This is a genomic window from Marinobacter sp. DUT-1 (assembly GCF_050379415.1).
GTDB lineage: Bacteria > Pseudomonadota > Gammaproteobacteria > Pseudomonadales > Oleiphilaceae > Marinobacter.
The window spans coordinates 38,118-53,027 of sequence record NZ_JBNRLS010000004.1; the positions used below are offsets into that span (position 1 = coordinate 38,118).

At 59.9% G+C, this 14,910-nt stretch carries 16 protein-coding genes and 1 tRNA gene; 11 read left to right on the forward strand and 6 right to left on the reverse strand.

Features of this window, described 5'->3' with window-relative positions:
- Window positions 1-633, reverse strand: a complete 633-nt coding sequence (locus ACQUTG_RS13380) for a TIGR04282 family arsenosugar biosynthesis glycosyltransferase (RefSeq protein ID WP_428919888.1) — start codon at window positions 631-633, stop codon at window positions 1-3.
- The gene (locus tag ACQUTG_RS13385) at window positions 620-1,330 is read right to left on the reverse strand and encodes a TIGR04283 family arsenosugar biosynthesis glycosyltransferase (protein ID WP_428919889.1); all 711 of its coding nucleotides are present in this window, start codon (window positions 1,328-1,330) and stop codon (window positions 620-622) included. The genes ACQUTG_RS13380 and ACQUTG_RS13385 overlap by 14 nt, the downstream gene beginning before the upstream one ends.
- An 84-nt stretch (window positions 1,331-1,414) precedes the next feature.
- Here ACQUTG_RS13385 and ACQUTG_RS13390 point away from each other — a divergent pair.
- The 4 genes from ACQUTG_RS13390 (at window position 1,415) to ACQUTG_RS13405 (ending at window position 3,454) form a co-directional block, all read left to right on the forward strand.
- Window positions 1,415-1,491 (forward strand) — tRNA-Arg (locus tag ACQUTG_RS13390).
- 94 nt (window positions 1,492-1,585) lie between these two features.
- Window positions 1,586-1,960 carry a hypothetical protein gene (locus ACQUTG_RS13395; RefSeq protein ID WP_428919890.1) on the forward strand — a complete coding sequence of 125 codons (375 nt, stop codon included), beginning with the start codon at window positions 1,586-1,588 and terminating at the stop codon, window positions 1,958-1,960.
- Window positions 1,961-2,008: 48 nt separating this feature from the next.
- Window positions 2,009-2,743, forward strand: coding sequence for a HupE/UreJ family protein (locus ACQUTG_RS13400; RefSeq protein ID WP_428919891.1), 735 nt, complete (start codon window positions 2,009-2,011; stop codon window positions 2,741-2,743).
- Window positions 2,744-2,758: 15 nt separating this feature from the next.
- Entirely contained in the window at window positions 2,759-3,454 is a 696-nt protein-coding gene (locus ACQUTG_RS13405) for a hypothetical protein (protein WP_428919892.1), read from the forward strand.
- Window positions 3,455-3,495: 41 nt separating this feature from the next.
- On the opposite strand, the gene ACQUTG_RS13410 is transcribed toward ACQUTG_RS13405, so the two are convergent.
- Window positions 3,496-3,798, reverse strand: coding sequence for a monooxygenase (locus tag ACQUTG_RS13410; protein ID WP_428919893.1), 303 nt, complete (start codon window positions 3,796-3,798; stop codon window positions 3,496-3,498).
- Between the two features lie 118 nt (window positions 3,799-3,916).
- Here ACQUTG_RS13410 and ACQUTG_RS13415 point away from each other — a divergent pair, with 118 nt between their 5' ends.
- On the forward strand, window positions 3,917-4,495 hold the full coding sequence (locus tag ACQUTG_RS13415) for a Tll0287-like domain-containing protein (RefSeq protein WP_428919894.1): 579 nt from the start codon (window positions 3,917-3,919) through the stop codon (window positions 4,493-4,495).
- 36 nt (window positions 4,496-4,531) lie between these two features.
- On the opposite strand, the gene ACQUTG_RS13420 is transcribed toward ACQUTG_RS13415, so the two are convergent.
- On the reverse strand, window positions 4,532-5,194 hold the full coding sequence (locus ACQUTG_RS13420; RefSeq protein ID WP_428919895.1) for an alpha/beta hydrolase: 663 nt from the start codon (window positions 5,192-5,194) through the stop codon (window positions 4,532-4,534).
- A 187-nt stretch (window positions 5,195-5,381) separates the two neighbouring features.
- Between ACQUTG_RS13420 and ACQUTG_RS13425 the strand changes: the two genes are divergently transcribed.
- Both ACQUTG_RS13425 and ACQUTG_RS13430 read left to right on the forward strand, forming a co-directional pair.
- A complete protein-coding gene (locus tag ACQUTG_RS13425; protein WP_428919896.1) occupies window positions 5,382-6,878 on the forward strand; it encodes a diguanylate cyclase domain-containing protein in 1,497 nt (498 codons plus the stop codon).
- Window positions 6,879-6,946: 68 nt separating this feature from the next.
- Window positions 6,947-7,594 carry an MBL fold metallo-hydrolase gene (locus ACQUTG_RS13430; protein WP_428919897.1) on the forward strand — a complete coding sequence of 216 codons (648 nt, stop codon included), beginning with the start codon at window positions 6,947-6,949 and terminating at the stop codon, window positions 7,592-7,594.
- A 34-nt stretch (window positions 7,595-7,628) separates the two neighbouring features.
- Here ACQUTG_RS13430 and ACQUTG_RS13435 read toward each other — a convergent pair whose 3' ends face one another.
- Together ACQUTG_RS13435 and ACQUTG_RS13440 are read right to left on the reverse strand one after the other, a co-directional pair.
- On the reverse strand, window positions 7,629-8,252 hold the full coding sequence (locus tag ACQUTG_RS13435; protein WP_428919898.1) for an L-threonylcarbamoyladenylate synthase: 624 nt from the start codon (window positions 8,250-8,252) through the stop codon (window positions 7,629-7,631).
- A complete protein-coding gene (locus tag ACQUTG_RS13440; protein WP_428919899.1) occupies window positions 8,249-8,605 on the reverse strand; it encodes a BolA family protein in 357 nt (118 codons plus the stop codon). The genes ACQUTG_RS13435 and ACQUTG_RS13440 overlap by 4 nt, the downstream gene beginning before the upstream one ends.
- 122 nt (window positions 8,606-8,727) lie before the next feature.
- Between ACQUTG_RS13440 and ACQUTG_RS13445 the strand changes: the two genes are divergently transcribed.
- The 4 genes from ACQUTG_RS13445 (at window position 8,728) to ACQUTG_RS13460 (ending at window position 14,890) form a co-directional block, all read left to right on the forward strand.
- Entirely contained in the window at window positions 8,728-10,902 is a 2,175-nt protein-coding gene (locus tag ACQUTG_RS13445) for a DNA topoisomerase III (protein WP_428919900.1), read from the forward strand.
- Window positions 10,903-10,965: 63 nt separating this feature from the next.
- Entirely contained in the window at window positions 10,966-11,694 is a 729-nt protein-coding gene (locus ACQUTG_RS13450) for a response regulator transcription factor (protein WP_428919901.1), read from the forward strand.
- 88 nt (window positions 11,695-11,782) lie between these two features.
- Window positions 11,783-12,889, forward strand: coding sequence for a FecR family protein (locus ACQUTG_RS13455; protein WP_428919902.1), 1,107 nt, complete (start codon window positions 11,783-11,785; stop codon window positions 12,887-12,889).
- 120 nt (window positions 12,890-13,009) lie between these two features.
- Window positions 13,010-14,890: an ATP-binding protein gene (locus ACQUTG_RS13460; protein WP_428919903.1), complete on the forward strand. Its 1,881-nt coding sequence runs from the start codon at window positions 13,010-13,012 to the stop codon at window positions 14,888-14,890.
- Window positions 14,891-14,910: the final 20 nt, after the last annotated feature.

Genomic DNA, 14,910 nt, shown 5'->3' on the forward strand with positions numbered 1-14,910 from the left:
TCAGCGACTACCCAGAAAACGGGCCCAGTCCCCGGGCTCGTCCACATCCCAGCGGGGCTCCAGCAGAAAGTAGCTGAGCCCCGCTTTTTCGAGTCGTTCGCAAGTCTGCTTCAGCACTTGTGGAGTTCCCCACTCAATATCATCCAGCATGCCCTCCACAACCTGGGAAGCGCCGATCAGAACGTATCCACCATCATCCGAGGGACCCAGCACCACATCATGATCCGCCAGGCACGCCACGGCATGCCGGGCATAATCCGGATCCACGGAAGGGCAATCGCTGCCAACCACCAGGGCCCGGTCGTACTCTTGTAAGGATTGGCCCAATGCCGCCTCCATTCGTTCACCGAGGCTGCTGCCCTGCTGCACCATCTGAATGAGGCCTGCGCCTTCGACCTCTTCGAGAATGGGCAAGGCCTCGTCGGTTGGTTCGTCCACCTCCCGATCCCACCAGAACTCGACCGGATAACCGGTGGCGCACAGGTTATCGAGCACCATCAGGGTCAGACGGATGTGGGCCTCGAGCGCGCCGACAGGGCCTAACTCCGGCATCAGCCGGGTCTTGACCTTGCCTGCTTCGGGCCACTTGGCAAACTGGAGAAAAACAGCGGAGGGGGGATTACTCAGAGGCATTTCGGACATCCGATCGATAGGCCTTCGCCAGAGATTCCGGCGATTCACCACGCCAGTAACGCCAACGCAATCGCCACATCAGCAGAATAGTACGCCAGGGACCGTTCTGTTCCCAGCGCCGGCTGTCGGTGACCACCGGATCGGTAATACACCAGGGGCGGGACACCAGACGCAACCGACCAGAAATTTCCACATCTTCCATCAATGGAATTTCACGGAACCCGCCGAGGGCCTCGAACACATCCCGGCGCACAAACATGCCTTGGTCGCCGGTACAGATGCCGGTCAGGCGGGACCGACAGTTCATAAACCAGGCGATAATCCGGAAGATCGGGCGGTGGGCACTCAGGGCCACATCGAAACGCCCCCAGCCGAAACGGGTCCGGGAGAACTGTTCAAGTTCAGCAAGAGCCGACTCGGGCAGCCGGGTGTCAGCATGGAGGAACAGCAACACATTGCCCGCGGCCACGGCAGCCCCGGCATTCATCTGCACCGCCCTGCCCTTGCCGGATACCACCACCCGGTCACACCACGGCCGGGCAAGTTCAGCCGTCCTGTCCGGGCTGCCGCCATCCACCACGATCACCTCATGGCCAGACCCGCGCAGCGGCTGAAGCGCTTGCAGGGTTTCAACGATGGCGCCGGCCTCTTTCCACACCGGAACAATCACGCTTAACGACAACGGCTCGGACACCATCACACTCCCGAAAAACCAGTCAGCACACCAACACCTTGAGCCACAAGCTTTCCCCCGCTATCATACCGGCCTTCTCGCAGATTTGCCCCCGTAGCTCATCTGGATAGAGCGATCCCCTCCTAAGGGATAGGTAGCAGGTTCGAGTCCTGCCGGGGGTACCACCCAGATTGACCATTTTTAATCCCTGCTCCCCTGCGGGCATGCTATTCTCAGACCCCGAATTGATCCACCAGCCGGACCAGCAATCTGACGCTCATGATTACGGCTATTCACCGTAAAAAACTGTTTCCGCTTCTTGTCATGCTGGTGGCACTGGCCGGGATGACCCTTTCGGTCGTCGGTGAAGCCTCATCCCATGGCATCGCTGAACTGACTGAGACGTCGGCAACGGACTTAGGCGATCACCCGCACAGTCACGATCATCACAGCCATGACGCCGACGAAAAACCAGACCTTCCCTTGCATCACGATTCTGGCAACCACACCCACGATTCCGTTGATCAATTGACCATCCGTCTTGTCTCCAGCCATGTGCTCGCCTTCCGGCAGCCTGTTCCGTTCGCCGGAGACTCTCCCCGCAGTTTTCGTTATCGACTCGACCGCCCGCCCAAAGCACCGCTCACCGTTTGAGTCTCGCTGCCACTGCAGCCCAATAACACGAAAACTGACGGAGTCATTATGTTGTCAACTTTGCTTGACGGCCGCTGGCGTGCGCAAAACCTCGCCGGCGGAAATCGCCTCATCTGGATATTCCTGACCCTCGGACTGCTCGGAATGAGCACCGAGGTGCTGGCCCATGCTGTCGCCCAGGGCGACAAGGGGTACATCCAGGAAATCACCGGCGTGAACCTCATTGCTTTTATCTATCTCGGGGCCAAACACATGGTCACCGGCTATGACCACCTGCTGTTCCTGCTGGGGGTCATCTTTTTCCTATACCGCATGCAGCACATCGCTATCTACGTGAGTCTGTTTGCGCTGGGGCATTCCACCACGATGTTGCTGGGCGTGTACTTCAATGTCGGCATCAACAGCTACCTCATTGATGCCATTATCGGCCTATCGATTGTGTATAAGGCCTTGGACAATATCGGAGCCTACCAGCGCTGGTTCGGCTTCCAGCCCAACACCAAGGCTGCCACCCTCATTTTCGGGTTCTTCCACGGCTTTGGCCTGTCCACAAAGATCATCGAGTACGACATCTCGCCGGATGGACTGATCCCGAACCTGCTCGCCTTCAATGTGGGGGTGGAAATCGGGCAACTCATTGCCCTGACCATGATCCTGATTGCCATCAGCTTCTGGCGCAAAACAGATGGCTTTTTCCGCCACGCCTACACCGCCAATGTCGCCATGATGAGCGCAGGCTTCCTGCTCTTTGGCTATCAGCTCACCGGTTACTTTGTCGCCTGATTCTGGAGATTTGTTATGTACAACACTGATATACCAAACCGTGAAGAATTACCCAGCACCGCCAAACTGATTCGCTCAACCATCATCGCAGCCATTGTGGCGCTGGTTCTGCTGGTTACCGTCGTAATGCCCGCAGAATACGCGCTGGACCCAACCGGCGCGGGCCGCCTTCTGGGCCTGACTGAAATGGGCGAGATCAAGGAACAGCTCGCCGAGGAAGCCGCCGCGGACGAGGCTGCCCAGATGGTTGCCGTGCAATCCTCGGCTAATCAGAAGGCTCCGGAAGCAGCCCAACCTATCGCCGCCGAACCGGCTCAGGAAACGGCCTCGGCTTCCGCACCTGAAGCTGAGCCCGCCCCGGAAGAAGCAGCATCAGAGCCTGCACCTGCGGAACCTCAGTGGCAGGATGAAGTGCGCGTGGTTCTGACCCCTGGCGAAGGGACCGAGTTCAAACTCACCATGGAAGAAGGCGCTGTAGCCCGGTTCTACTGGGTGTCTGAGGGTGGCCCCATTAATTACGACACCCACGGTAATGGCAGTGGTCAGTCCATCTCCTATGAGAAGGGACGAGGTGTTCCGGAAGACGAAGGCAAGCTGGTGGCTGCATTTACCGGCGATCACGGCTGGTTCTTCCGCAATCGGAATGACAACGAGATCACGCTGGTGCTTCGTACCGGTGGTGATTACGGCAAGCTGAAAAAGGTGCTCTAATCCAGCCGAGAAACTGATGAGGGCTGGCGCTACTGCCAGCCCTACACCGGCCCGTTATCAATCGCCGACAACGCCTCGTTCACCCGGAAAACCTTGCCATTCACCTCCGGGATCCCGAACCCCTTCAGCCGCTCGGTATGCTTTTTCAGGTAGGCACGGGCACTGGCCTCGTCTTCGAACAGATAGATGCCGCCGGCCTCTTGGGTTTCCGGATTCTCGGTCCAGACTTTCCAGATAAACCCCGGCTCCTGCGCAATGGACTCGGCAAGGTCTCTCATGGCACTGGCCATTTCCTCGCCAAAGGGTCCGGTAAAGGGGAAATCAACCTGTAAAAGGGTTTTCATAGCAATCTCCTGTTTTCATTCAGTGCAGGACGACAAATCGTCGCAGCCCTGCCCTGGCTCAAGTTGTGGGCTAAACTCATGTTATATACTTATGCCACATCAACAGGGAGGATACTCAATGGCCAAACAAATTTTTACGGCGGCTGCGCTGTTATCGATGCTTTCCGTGCCCGCCCTCGCGGAAACACCGGCGCAACCCACAGATGAGCTGGTTACCGAGGCCCGCGCGAAAGTGAAAGCCTTTGGCGGCTCACTCAAAAAGGCCCTCCAGGCAGCCATCAAGGAGGGCGGACTTACTAACGGTATCGGTGTCTGCAACACCGTGGCGCCTGAAATTGCTGCCAGTAACAGCAGCGAGGAATGGACCATCAGCCGGACCAGCCTGAAGGTCCGTAATCCGGATAACGCTCCGACCGACTGGCAAGAGATGCAGCTGCTGGCAATGGACAAGCAGCCGGTGAAGAACGGCAAGCCGGTGGAAGTGTGGCAGGTGTCCGAGGCGTCCGGACAACCGGCGTTCCGGTACATGAGTGCCATTCCGACCCAAAAGCTTTGCCTGGGCTGTCATGGCAAAAACATTGATCCGGACGTAAAAGCCAAGCTGGCCGAGCTGTATCCGAATGACCAGGCCACCGGCTTTTCCGAGGGTGATCTCAGGGGTGCCTTTGTGGTGACCTACCAGCCAACCACGAAGTAAGGCCAAGGCGCGGGCTGCCGGTTGGCAGCCTCGCCCTTAGCTGCCGAGGCAACGACTGAAGAACCGATCCAGATCCCGGACCTCCTCCAGGCACAGGCTGTGTTCCATCGGGTAACGATGATACTCGGGTTCGAAGCCCAGTTCTTCAAGCATGCCCCGGGCCGCATCGCCCAAGGATTCCGGGACTACCGGGTCATAGCTGCCGTGACCGACAAACACCGGGATATGGCGATTGGCTTCCGCCAGCCGGATACTGTCGGCGGTGGCAAAGTAAGTGGAAAGCACAAACAGCCCACCCAGTTTTTCGGGATAACTCAGCGCCAGCTCATAGGCCACCGCGCCCCCCTGGGAGAAACCGCCAATCAGGATGTTCTCACTGGGAATGCCCTTTTCCAGTTCCTGTTCAATCAGTTGGGCAACCGCATCTGCAGAGGCCTTGAGCTGGGGCGCGTCCACTTTCCTGTCGATATCCATAGCGAGAATGTCGTACCAGGCGGGCATCACCATGCCACCATTTATCGTCACCGGCAGCTCCGGCGCGTGGGGGAAAATGAACCGGACAGCCTGCTCCCTGGCAAATGCGAGTTCCGGTACCACCGGCTCGAAATCGTGGCCACTGGCGCCCAGGCCGTGAAGCCAGATGACAACCACACGGGGATCTTCGCCGGTTTCGATTTGCAGGGTCTGCAATGCTTTCATGTTCTCTCCATCGGGTGAATATTTTGATACCACTCAGGGTAACCGAGGGCTCAGTCTACACGGAAAGTATCCAGCATGGGCGGCCAGGCCAACTCTCCATTGGGCCTTTGGCTAACCATCCTTTCAGACTGAAAAATCAGCTATAGTATGTCACTTATTGCAACAGTTCTTCCCGGCACGGCTATCGATGGATATCACTGAACATAAACGCCATATCATCATCACAGCCGTCGTCGCTGTTGTACTCACAGGCATTCTGGTCGCCACCATTGTGGCCACTCCCCTGATCAACCAGATCCACTCCCGCGCCGAACTTTCCGCTGCCAACTTCGCCGATGCCGAGGCCGCCAGCATCCGGGCTGCCTTCGATCAGCATCGCAACCTGGCCGCACAAACCGCCAGTCGCTCGGAACTGGCCAGAAGACTGGCTCAGTATCACAACGGCGAAATCACACGAACGGACCTGGCGGACTTTACCCGTCCCCGCCTCGGGGACGCAGCAGAAGGCCTGACCAACCTTCGGGCGATTGTCCGCTACGATGCCGACGGCTCGGAATTGGTTCGCATTGGTCCGATGGCGGACCGGTTACCTGCCCGGCTGCCCCTGCGGGAGCAACTCGACATACTGACGTACCCACTGGACAGCGGAGTGACCAGCCCGCCCCTGCTCCATGTCGACAGTCCGATCACCTTCGCCGGTAAGGTGGTCGGGTATGACCTCCTGCTGTTCAGCCTCGATTCGTTGCGCAGCATTTTCGAGGGGCCTGAAAACTCCCAAATCTGTCTGCTGGACAAGGACCGAACCAAACGAATCACCATCAATAAGGAGACCGGCCAGTTTGTGATGTTGCCGGCAGACCCGTGCCTTGCAAAGCAGCTGAATATCCAGACCGGCATTTTCGGCAATTCCTTCCGGGCAACACTGGAAGACGGAACCCGTGTCATGTCCTTTCTGCGTCCTCTGCCAGACTACCCCTGGGAAGTGCACGTGTGGGCGGAAGTCAATGAAATCTTCGGTACGGTTATCCGGGACATTGTTTTCAGTGTCATGGTGACACTGGTGCTCTCACTCCTCGCCGGTTTTCTGGTCTGGAGATCTCTCAGGCCGGTGTTACAACGGATCGCCCAGCAGGCCTCCGAACTTGCCAGATCCAACGACGAGCTGCAGCAGGCGCAACGCAAAATCCGCCGGCAGGCGGATCATGACCTGTTGACCAGCCTTCCGAACCGGGCGGCAATACTCAAACTTCTGGAGCATGCAATCGACCAGGCTCACAGAGATAACAGCCGCTTTGCACTGATGTTTGTGGACCTGGACCACTTCAAACCGGTAAACGACCGGTACGGGCACCAGGCGGGGGATGAACTGCTGAAAGTCATCGCCAAACGCCTTGAAGGATCCGTTCGGGACGAGGATGTGGTTGGCCGCCACGGTGGCGACGAATTCCTGGTAATCACCGCACCGTTGGACAACACCGATGATGCCTTTGTGATCGCGGAAAAAATCACCGCCGTCGCGGAGCAACCGTTCCGGATCAAGGATCACGCCGTACAGGTAGGTGCCTCGGTCGGTGTGGCTATCTATCCGGACAACGGCACCACCGTGACAGAACTCCTGCAGGCCTCCGATGCCGCCATGTACCAGGCCAAAGATTCCGGGCGCGGTGGGGTCAGCTTTGCCTGAACCCTGGCACCTCCGGAAACTGGTACCATAAACCCTTCATCAATTTTCGAAGCCATCCGAGAAAAGGTATGTCCCTGAAATACAGAATCATTCCCGTCACGCCGTTCCAGCAGAACTGCTCACTGATCTGGTGCGAGGAAACCCGTAAGGCTGCTGTCGTCGATCCCGGTGGCGACCTGGACCGGGTCCGCGCCGCGGTCGAAGAGGAAGGTGTGACGGTGGAAAAGATCCTGCTGACCCACGCCCACATCGATCACGCCGGCGGCACCGCGGAGCTGGCGAAGGAACTCGGACTGCCTATCGAAGGCCCCCACAAGGAAGACAATTTCTGGATCCAGGGCCTGCCCCAGCAGGCGCAGATGTTCGGTTTCCCGGCGCCCGAAGTATTCACGCCAGATCGCTGGCTGGAGGATGGTGAAGAAGTGACCGTTGGAAAGCAGACCCTGGAAGTTCTGCACTGCCCGGGCCACACACCGGGGCACCTCGTATTCTTCCACCGGGCATCCGGACTGGCTCTGGTGGGCGATGTGTTGTTCCAGGGCTCCATCGGCCGCACCGACTTCCCCAAGGGCGATTACAACACCCTGATCCGGTCCATCCGGGAAAAACTGTTTCCACTCGGAGACGAGGTCTCTTTCATCCCCGGCCACGGCCCCATGTCCACCTTCGGCCAGGAACGCGCCAGCAACCCGTTCGTTTCCGATCACCGGGGCTGAAACCAGCCCCGGGATCTGTCTGACAGGCGCCTGATCAGACCTGGAACGGCTCGGGATCACCCTTGCCCACCCGGGTCACCTCCGGCACATCGCCCGTGAAATTCACCACTGTGGTGGCTTCCATGCCGCAGAAGCCACCATCGATAATCAGATCAAGCTCATGGCCCAGTACATCCCGGATTTCCTCCGGATCGGTCATGGGCTCGGTTTCACCCGGCAGGATCAGCGTACTGCTCATGATGGGCTCGCCCAGTTCACCAAGCAGCTCCTGGACAATGGCGTTGTCCGGCACCCGAACCCCGATCGACCGGCGCTTGGGATGCATCAGCCTGCGCGGCACTTCGGTGGTTGCATCGAGAATGAACGTGTAGGGCCCGGGTGTGAACGTCTTCAGCAGCCGGTACTGGGTATTATCCACCTTGGCGTAGACACCTATGTCCGAAAGGTCCCGGCACACCAGAGTAAAGTTGTGCTTGTCGTCCAGCTTGCGAATCCGCTTGATCCGATCCGCCGCCTGCTTGTCACCCAAATGACAGCCAATGGCGTAAGCCGAATCCGTGGGATAAACAATCACCCCACCCCGCCGAAGGATCTCCACCGCCTGATTGATCAGCCGCTTCTGGGGCGTTTCCGGATGAATCTGGAAAAACTGACTCATGAACCCTCTCCCTGACCGGTTTTCATCGCCATAGCCGGATCACCCTTCGACCCGCCCATGCAGTTCGGTGACTCCGGCGAAGCCTGACCACTGGCCTCCCACTCCTCCGGCGTATACAAATGCAACGCCAGCGCATGAACCGGCCCCGCCAGCTCATCCGCCAGCACCTTATAAATAGTCTGATGCCGCTTCACCTTCATCTGCCCCTCAAATGCCGGCGACACCATCGTCACCTTGAAATGGGTCTCCGAATTCGGCGGCACACTGTGCATGTGGCTCTCGTTTTCCACCTGGAGGATACTTGCATCGAAAGCATCGTTCAGTTTGGATTCAATGGCATTCTGTACTTTCATCAAAAGCGCTCCAGCTGCTTTTCGTCGGTGAATTGAGGACAGTCTACTACACGAATCGAGAGCCTTGACACCAACGCCCCAAACAGCCACATTCCCTCGCCAATCAGCAAACACCAAAGGCCATGCACCTCTATATAGCCGAAAAACCCAGCCTCGCCCGCGCCATCGCCGCTGCCCTCCCTGGCCCCCACCAGAAAGGCCAGGGCTGGATCCGTTGCGGCAAAGACGAAGAAGCGGCCACGGTCAGCTGGTGTATCGGCCATCTGCTGGAGCCAGCGGAACCCGCACGCTACAACCCGGTGTGGAAAAAATGGCGGGCCGAAGACCTGCCCCTGATCCCCGAACGCTGGGAAGTAACCCCCAAGGACAGCGTCCGCCAGCAACTGAAAGTACTCGAATCCCTCATTCGCCAGGCCGACACCATCGTCCACGCCGGCGACCCGGACCGTGAGGGCCAGCTGCTGGTGGACGAGGTGCTGCGCTACGTGGGCACCCAGGCACCCGTACAGCGACTGCTGATCAACGACCTCACACCCTCGGCCGTCGCCAAAGCCATCCGCAGCACCCGGGACAACCGCGAATTCCGGCGCCTGTCCCACTCCGCCCTGGCACGGCAACGGGCCGACTGGCTCTATGGTATCAACCTGACCCGGTTCTACACCCTCAGCTACCAGCAGCAGGGCGAACAGGGCGTGTATTCCGTGGGGCGGGTACAGACCCCGGTGCTGGGCCTGGTGGTGGAGCGGGACAACACCATCGAAAACTTCGAGCCGAAACCTTACTTCCGCATCGAAGGGCAGTTCCGGGCCCACGAAGAGGGCGCAGACCCGAAACCGTTCAACGCCCGCTGGCTTCCGGATGAGCAATTCCAGGACTATCTGGACGAAGAAAACCGCCTGATGGACCGCTCGGTGGCCGAGCAGATTGCCGCCAGCGTCCAGGACCGACCGGGCACCATCGTCGAGTCCCGTTTCCGGGACCGGCCCGAAGCACCGCCATTGCCGCTCTCCCTGTCCGCCCTGCAAATCGAGGCCGGCCGCCTGTTCCGCATGGGTGCGAAAGACGTTCTGGATACTGCCCAGAACCTGTACGAGCGGCACCAACTGATCACCTACCCCCGGTCCGATTGCCGCTACCTGCCCGAGGAACATTTTGGCCATCGCCAGCAGGTGGTACAGGCCATCTCCCGGGTGGCCCCGGCTCTTGCCAGCCACTGCGAGCAGGCTGTCCTTGACCGCAAGAGCGCGGCCTGGAACGACAAACAGGTCGATGCGCACCACGCCATCATCCCCACCAACCGGCCCACGCCCAATGGCAAGCTGACCCAGGCCGAGGAAAATGTCTACGGACTGATCAGCCGCTTCTACCTGATGCAGTTTGCGCCGGATGCCATCCACCGTGAGGGCCGTCTGACCGTCCGGGTGACGGACCATCGTTTCCGGGCTACCGAAATCGCCATCCTGGAGCCGGGCTGGAAAAACCTGGAACTGAAACTGCGGGAACAGCGCCAGGAACCCCAGAAAGCGCCACTGCCGAGGCTGGAGAAAAACGAACCGGTACATTGCGACGCGGCAACGGTAACCGAACGCAAGACCCAGCCGCCGCAGCATTTCACCGACGCCACCCTGCTCTCGGCCATGACCAACATCGCCAGGTTCGTGAGCGATGCCGAACTGCGCAAGACGCTGCGGGAGACCGATGGACTGGGTACCGAAGCCACCCGGGCGGCCATCATCGAAACCCTGTTCAAGCGCGACTACCTGTTCCGGGAAGGACGGCACATCCGGGCCACCGCAAAGGGCAAGACCCTGATCGAGGCGCTCCCGGAATCCGTCAGCAAACCGGATCGCACGGCCGTCTGGGAAGCAACGCTGGAGGGCATTCGCCGTGGCGAGGATGACCCGCGCAAATTCCTCGACACCCTCAAGCAGGAAATCCGGGACCTGATGAACCGGCCCCAGGGCAAGGCCAGCCCGGAGCCGCAATCCCGGGAAGCCGGCCAGGCGATCCACTGCCCCAAATGCCGCGCGCCGATGGTGGAGCGGGAAGGCAAGTTCGGCCGTTTCCATGCCTGCACCCGCTACCCGGACTGCAAAGGCACCCGACCGATTGAGGACAACGCTCCGGCCGACGGCACCGGCCAGAAGCCCATACCGTGCCCCCACTGTTTTTCACCCCTGGTGCGTCGCAAAGGCAAGAAAGGCTGGTTCTGGGGTTGCAGCAATTTCCCTGCCTGCCGGCAAACGGTCGACGATGACAACGGGAAACCCGCAGTGGGTTTACGCAATAATACATAACGATACTGAAATCCGACCTTGCTTTTTGCCATAATCGGTTGATATCGAAGGGAGAAGATCACCATGCGCATTGCTCTGCTTGAAGACGAACACGAACAGGCGCAGAACGTTCAGAACATCCTGGCAGAACGTGGGCACCACTGCGACAGCTTTCCCACCGGCCAGAGTTTTCTGAGTGCTGTGTTACACCGCAGTTACGACCTGCTGATCCTGGACTGGCAGATCCCTGACATGACGGGCATCGATGTGCTGGAGAATGTTCGGGCGCAATTGAACTGGCCCATCCCGGTCATCTTTTTGACCCAGCGTGACAGCGAATCCGACATTGTCCGGGCGCTGGATGCGGGTGCCGACGATTACCTGGCAAAACCGCCCCGTGCAGCCGAGCTGTCTGCGCGAATCAATGCGCTTTCCCGCCGCACAAACCCGGACAACGAGAAAGAAGTCCTGATATACGGCCCGTTCGAGATCAACACCCAGCAGCGCTCCATCTCCCTGCACGGTGAAGAACTCACGCTCACCGACAAGGACTTCGACCTGACCCTGTTCCTGTTCCAGAACCAGGGACGCCTGCTGACCCGGGAAATGCTGCTTGAGCGCGTCTGGGGCCTGGCCCGTGACATCAACACCCGCACGGTGGATACTCACATGAGTCGCCTGCGCCGGCGCCTGGGCCTGAACCCGGAGAATGGCTTCCGGATCAAGACCATTTACCAGCGGGGCTACCGGCTTGAGGCCATGAAAGCCCTGGACAACGACGAACTGGAAAGACCCCTCGCCGCCAATGAGTGACGCCCTGCTCCGCCGCCCCCTGATACTGTTTGCGTTGACAGCTTCGCTGGCAACGGCAGCGACTCACAGTACGGCGGAGACGACTCAGGTGTCCTACACCACTGCGAGCGTGCAGCTTCTACCCAGCGAGTCCGAACGCTCGATGCCACTGGACGGGGGAGCTTCCCTCCAGGCTGGCGACGAAATTGTATCCGGCGCCGGCACCGCCACGATCCAGTTGAACGAAGACGTCGAACTGCGCCTGTTTCCGCGCACACGCTTGCAGATTGTTGAACTGGCAAAGGAAAGCGCTCCGCGAGTGCGGCTGATCGAGGGCAAAGTTCACGCTCGGGCACAATCCGGCGACTGGAATCCACTTCCCGTATACATCGAGACGGCAACCGGCGTTGCGCTGACGCAGCACTCGACCTTTACCGTGCAGGCTTCTCCCGAAGCAACGCTGGTCCGGGTTACCGAGGGCATGGTGGATTTTGGTGCCCCCGGCAAGGCCCAACGCATTCCCGCCGGGTATCGGGCCAGTATCGGCACCGATGGACACACCGGTGTTACCATCCGTCAGCTGCCGGATGCCCCCGACATCGCTCCCCTGCCGGACGTTGTCTCAACACTTCCGCTCGAAGTGACCTGGCATGGGGAGGAAGCACCCGCCTACCGGCTCGACATCTTCGAGACTGCCAGCGGCGAATGGATCGGCAGCCGTGAAGTTACCGGCAACCGGTTCAACATCGGCCTGCTGGACAACGGCGGGTACCAGATACAGGTCGCCGCCCTGGACGCCAACGGACTTGCAGGCATGCCGGCCACCGTCCCGATGGAAGTCCGCCTGCAGGCGCAAGCGGCCACGCTGTCCTACCCGGCAGCCGGGGCCAGCGCTAACGACGATATGCCCGAGTTCCGCTGGCAGCTCAATGGCGAGAACGAAGTCGCCAGAGTGGAGGTTGCCAGCGACAGGGACTTCCAGAACGTCATAGCCACCAGTGAGTGGGCACCCGAGACCCGGGCGCTGCCTTCCAGGCCGCTTGAGCCGGGCCAGTATTACTGGCGTGTGGTGACCGAAGCCGGCGGAAAGTCCGTGGCGGCAACGGCACCCCGTGCGCTCACCGTCTATCCCAATCGCATCGCCACACCCGACAAATCGGGCGATGTTTCCGGCCAACAGGTTACCTCACTCCCCGACCGTGGCAATCGCGGCTAGATCAATAGCATCCAAACCTTGGAACTCGCCCCTGAAAACGGTATTTTGTCCCGCTAAGAGTTCTTTCTGGAACAATACCTTGAACGACCAACACCAACAGCAGGGCGCATGAGCCGGGACTTGCCAATCATCAGAACAACTCCCTGGAACCTGGGCCTGATCCTGCTCGCGATACTGCTGCTGATCCAACTGTCAGTGCTGCCCAAGATTCTTGACCAGGGCCTGCTGGAAACCGCGCTTTCCAGCAGCCAGCTGGCCTTCCCGGAGCAAAGCAAAGCCCGGTTCATCCGGCAGGCGCCCGCGTGGGCCGGCGCCGCCCTGAGCCTCGTTGTGCTGGTACTGATGTCTGTAGTGCTGCCACGGACACGCCCGAGCCGTACGCTATTTACCTGTGTCGCAATCGCAGGCTCCGCCACCGCGTTGAGCATGGTCGTGTTGTTCATTGCCGGAATCTGGATACCGGTGGCCAACGCCATGCTGATTCCCCTTGTCGCCTTCCCGGTTTCCAGCGGCCTTCGCCTGGCCACGGCGAACCGCTTTCTGAACCAGCAACTGGACAGGCTGGTCACCAGTCCCAGGGTCAACCTCCAGGCTCCCTCACGGAGCCATCCGTCCCAGTTGCTAAGCTACTTCCGCGTGCTGTTCCAGCCGGAAGGCTGGCTACTGACCGACGGCAAAGACATCCTCTCTGCCCAGGACCTCACCGTAGACGATATTCCGGACTCCCTGACCACCGGGCAGTGGCTGCATCAGTCCCGGGTGAGCTGGATTCGGCTCGAACGGGGCGAAACCCTGTACACACTGGGCTTTACCATGCCCAACGATCTGGGCCGGGAGGCGATTCAGCGCTACCTCAGGCGCCTGCGCCTGGAAGAAGCGCCCCCCGTTGCCGATCACTCCGAGATCCGGGAAAACATTTCAGCCCGCATAGAGCGCCTGCGTACGGCAACGGAACGCATGAACCGAATGCAACAGTTCATCCGCCGCAGCTTCGAGCACATGCCCGATGGCATCATCGTGACGGACGAGCTGGGTGTTATCCGGTTTGCCAATGGCCACATCGAGGAATGGTTCGGCGACCCCATGCCGAGTCTGGACGGCATGCCCCTGGCCCGCCTCCTGGAGGGCCACGACCCCCGGGAAATTCCGCCCTGGCATGAAACCATCTCGGAAACCCTGACCATGCAACAGAGCCGCACAGTGGACCTGCGCATCCATGACAAAGACTTCCTGATCCACTTTGCACCGTTCGCACTGCCGGATAGCGATCAGCACGGCATCATCGCCAACGTCTCGGACATCTCCGAGTTGCGGGAACAACAGCGCCAGCACCGGGAGGCTATCGACTTTATCTCCCATGACGTACGCTCGCCGCTGGTGTCACAGCTCGCCCTCATCGAGCAGCTGAAACGGGATCCCTCCAACATCGAACCGGCGCAGCTGGAACAGCTGGGCAAGCTGGCCCGGCGCAGCTACAACCTGGCCGAGGAATTCGTGCAGCTGGCCCGTGCCGAACAGCTGACCGAGACCCGGTTCTACGAATGTGAGTTCCTGTCCATTGCCGAGAATGCCCGGGACAGCGTCAGCGAGCAGGCCGCCGAGAAACACATCGAATTTTCCCTGCAAGGCACCGAGGACCTCTGGCTAAGGGGCAATGCGGAGCTGCTGGAACGGGCCGTGATCAACCTGATGACCAACGCCGTGCAGTACAGCCCGCCCGGCTCCACCGTCAACGTCCAGGTATTCCGGGCTGGCCACCAGGCCTGCCTGACGGTTTCGGATGAAGGCAGCGGTATTGACCAGCAGGAACTGCCCTACCTTTTTGACCGCTTCATGCGCCAGAAAAGTACGGAGCTGGCCGGCGTTCACGGCGCGGGGCTGGGGCTGTCATTCGTGAAGACAGTGGTGGAAAAACATCGGGGAGAGATTTCGGTCGCTTCGACTCCCGGAGAGGGAACCTCGTTTACCCTGAAGCTACCGATGGCCGACCCGCTGGCCTGAGACTGCACACTTCAGGCACG

What these genes read in the sequence shown, in the direction of transcription:
- ACQUTG_RS13380 (WP_428919888.1), bottom strand. Translation starts at nt 633, where the DNA reads ATGCCTCTGAGTAATCCCCCCTCCGCTGTTTTTCTCCAGTTTGCCAAG.
- ACQUTG_RS13385 (WP_428919889.1), bottom strand. Translation starts at nt 1,330, where the DNA reads ATGGTGTCCGAGCCGTTGTCGTTAAGCGTGATTGTTCCGGTGTGGAAA.
- ACQUTG_RS13395 (WP_428919890.1), top strand. Translation starts at nt 1,586, where the DNA reads ATGATTACGGCTATTCACCGTAAAAAACTGTTTCCGCTTCTTGTCATG.
- ACQUTG_RS13400 (WP_428919891.1), top strand. Translation starts at nt 2,009, where the DNA reads ATGTTGTCAACTTTGCTTGACGGCCGCTGGCGTGCGCAAAACCTCGCC.
- ACQUTG_RS13405 (WP_428919892.1), top strand. Translation starts at nt 2,759, where the DNA reads ATGTACAACACTGATATACCAAACCGTGAAGAATTACCCAGCACCGCC.
- ACQUTG_RS13410 (WP_428919893.1), bottom strand. Translation starts at nt 3,798, where the DNA reads ATGAAAACCCTTTTACAGGTTGATTTCCCCTTTACCGGACCCTTTGGC.
- ACQUTG_RS13415 (WP_428919894.1), top strand. Translation starts at nt 3,917, where the DNA reads ATGGCCAAACAAATTTTTACGGCGGCTGCGCTGTTATCGATGCTTTCC.
- ACQUTG_RS13420 (WP_428919895.1), bottom strand. Translation starts at nt 5,194, where the DNA reads ATGAAAGCATTGCAGACCCTGCAAATCGAAACCGGCGAAGATCCCCGT.
- ACQUTG_RS13425 (WP_428919896.1), top strand. Translation starts at nt 5,382, where the DNA reads ATGGATATCACTGAACATAAACGCCATATCATCATCACAGCCGTCGTC.
- ACQUTG_RS13430 (WP_428919897.1), top strand. Translation starts at nt 6,947, where the DNA reads ATGTCCCTGAAATACAGAATCATTCCCGTCACGCCGTTCCAGCAGAAC.
- ACQUTG_RS13435 (WP_428919898.1), bottom strand. Translation starts at nt 8,252, where the DNA reads ATGAGTCAGTTTTTCCAGATTCATCCGGAAACGCCCCAGAAGCGGCTG.
- ACQUTG_RS13440 (WP_428919899.1), bottom strand. Translation starts at nt 8,605, where the DNA reads ATGAAAGTACAGAATGCCATTGAATCCAAACTGAACGATGCTTTCGAT.
- ACQUTG_RS13445 (WP_428919900.1), top strand. Translation starts at nt 8,728, where the DNA reads ATGCACCTCTATATAGCCGAAAAACCCAGCCTCGCCCGCGCCATCGCC.
- ACQUTG_RS13450 (WP_428919901.1), top strand. Translation starts at nt 10,966, where the DNA reads ATGCGCATTGCTCTGCTTGAAGACGAACACGAACAGGCGCAGAACGTT.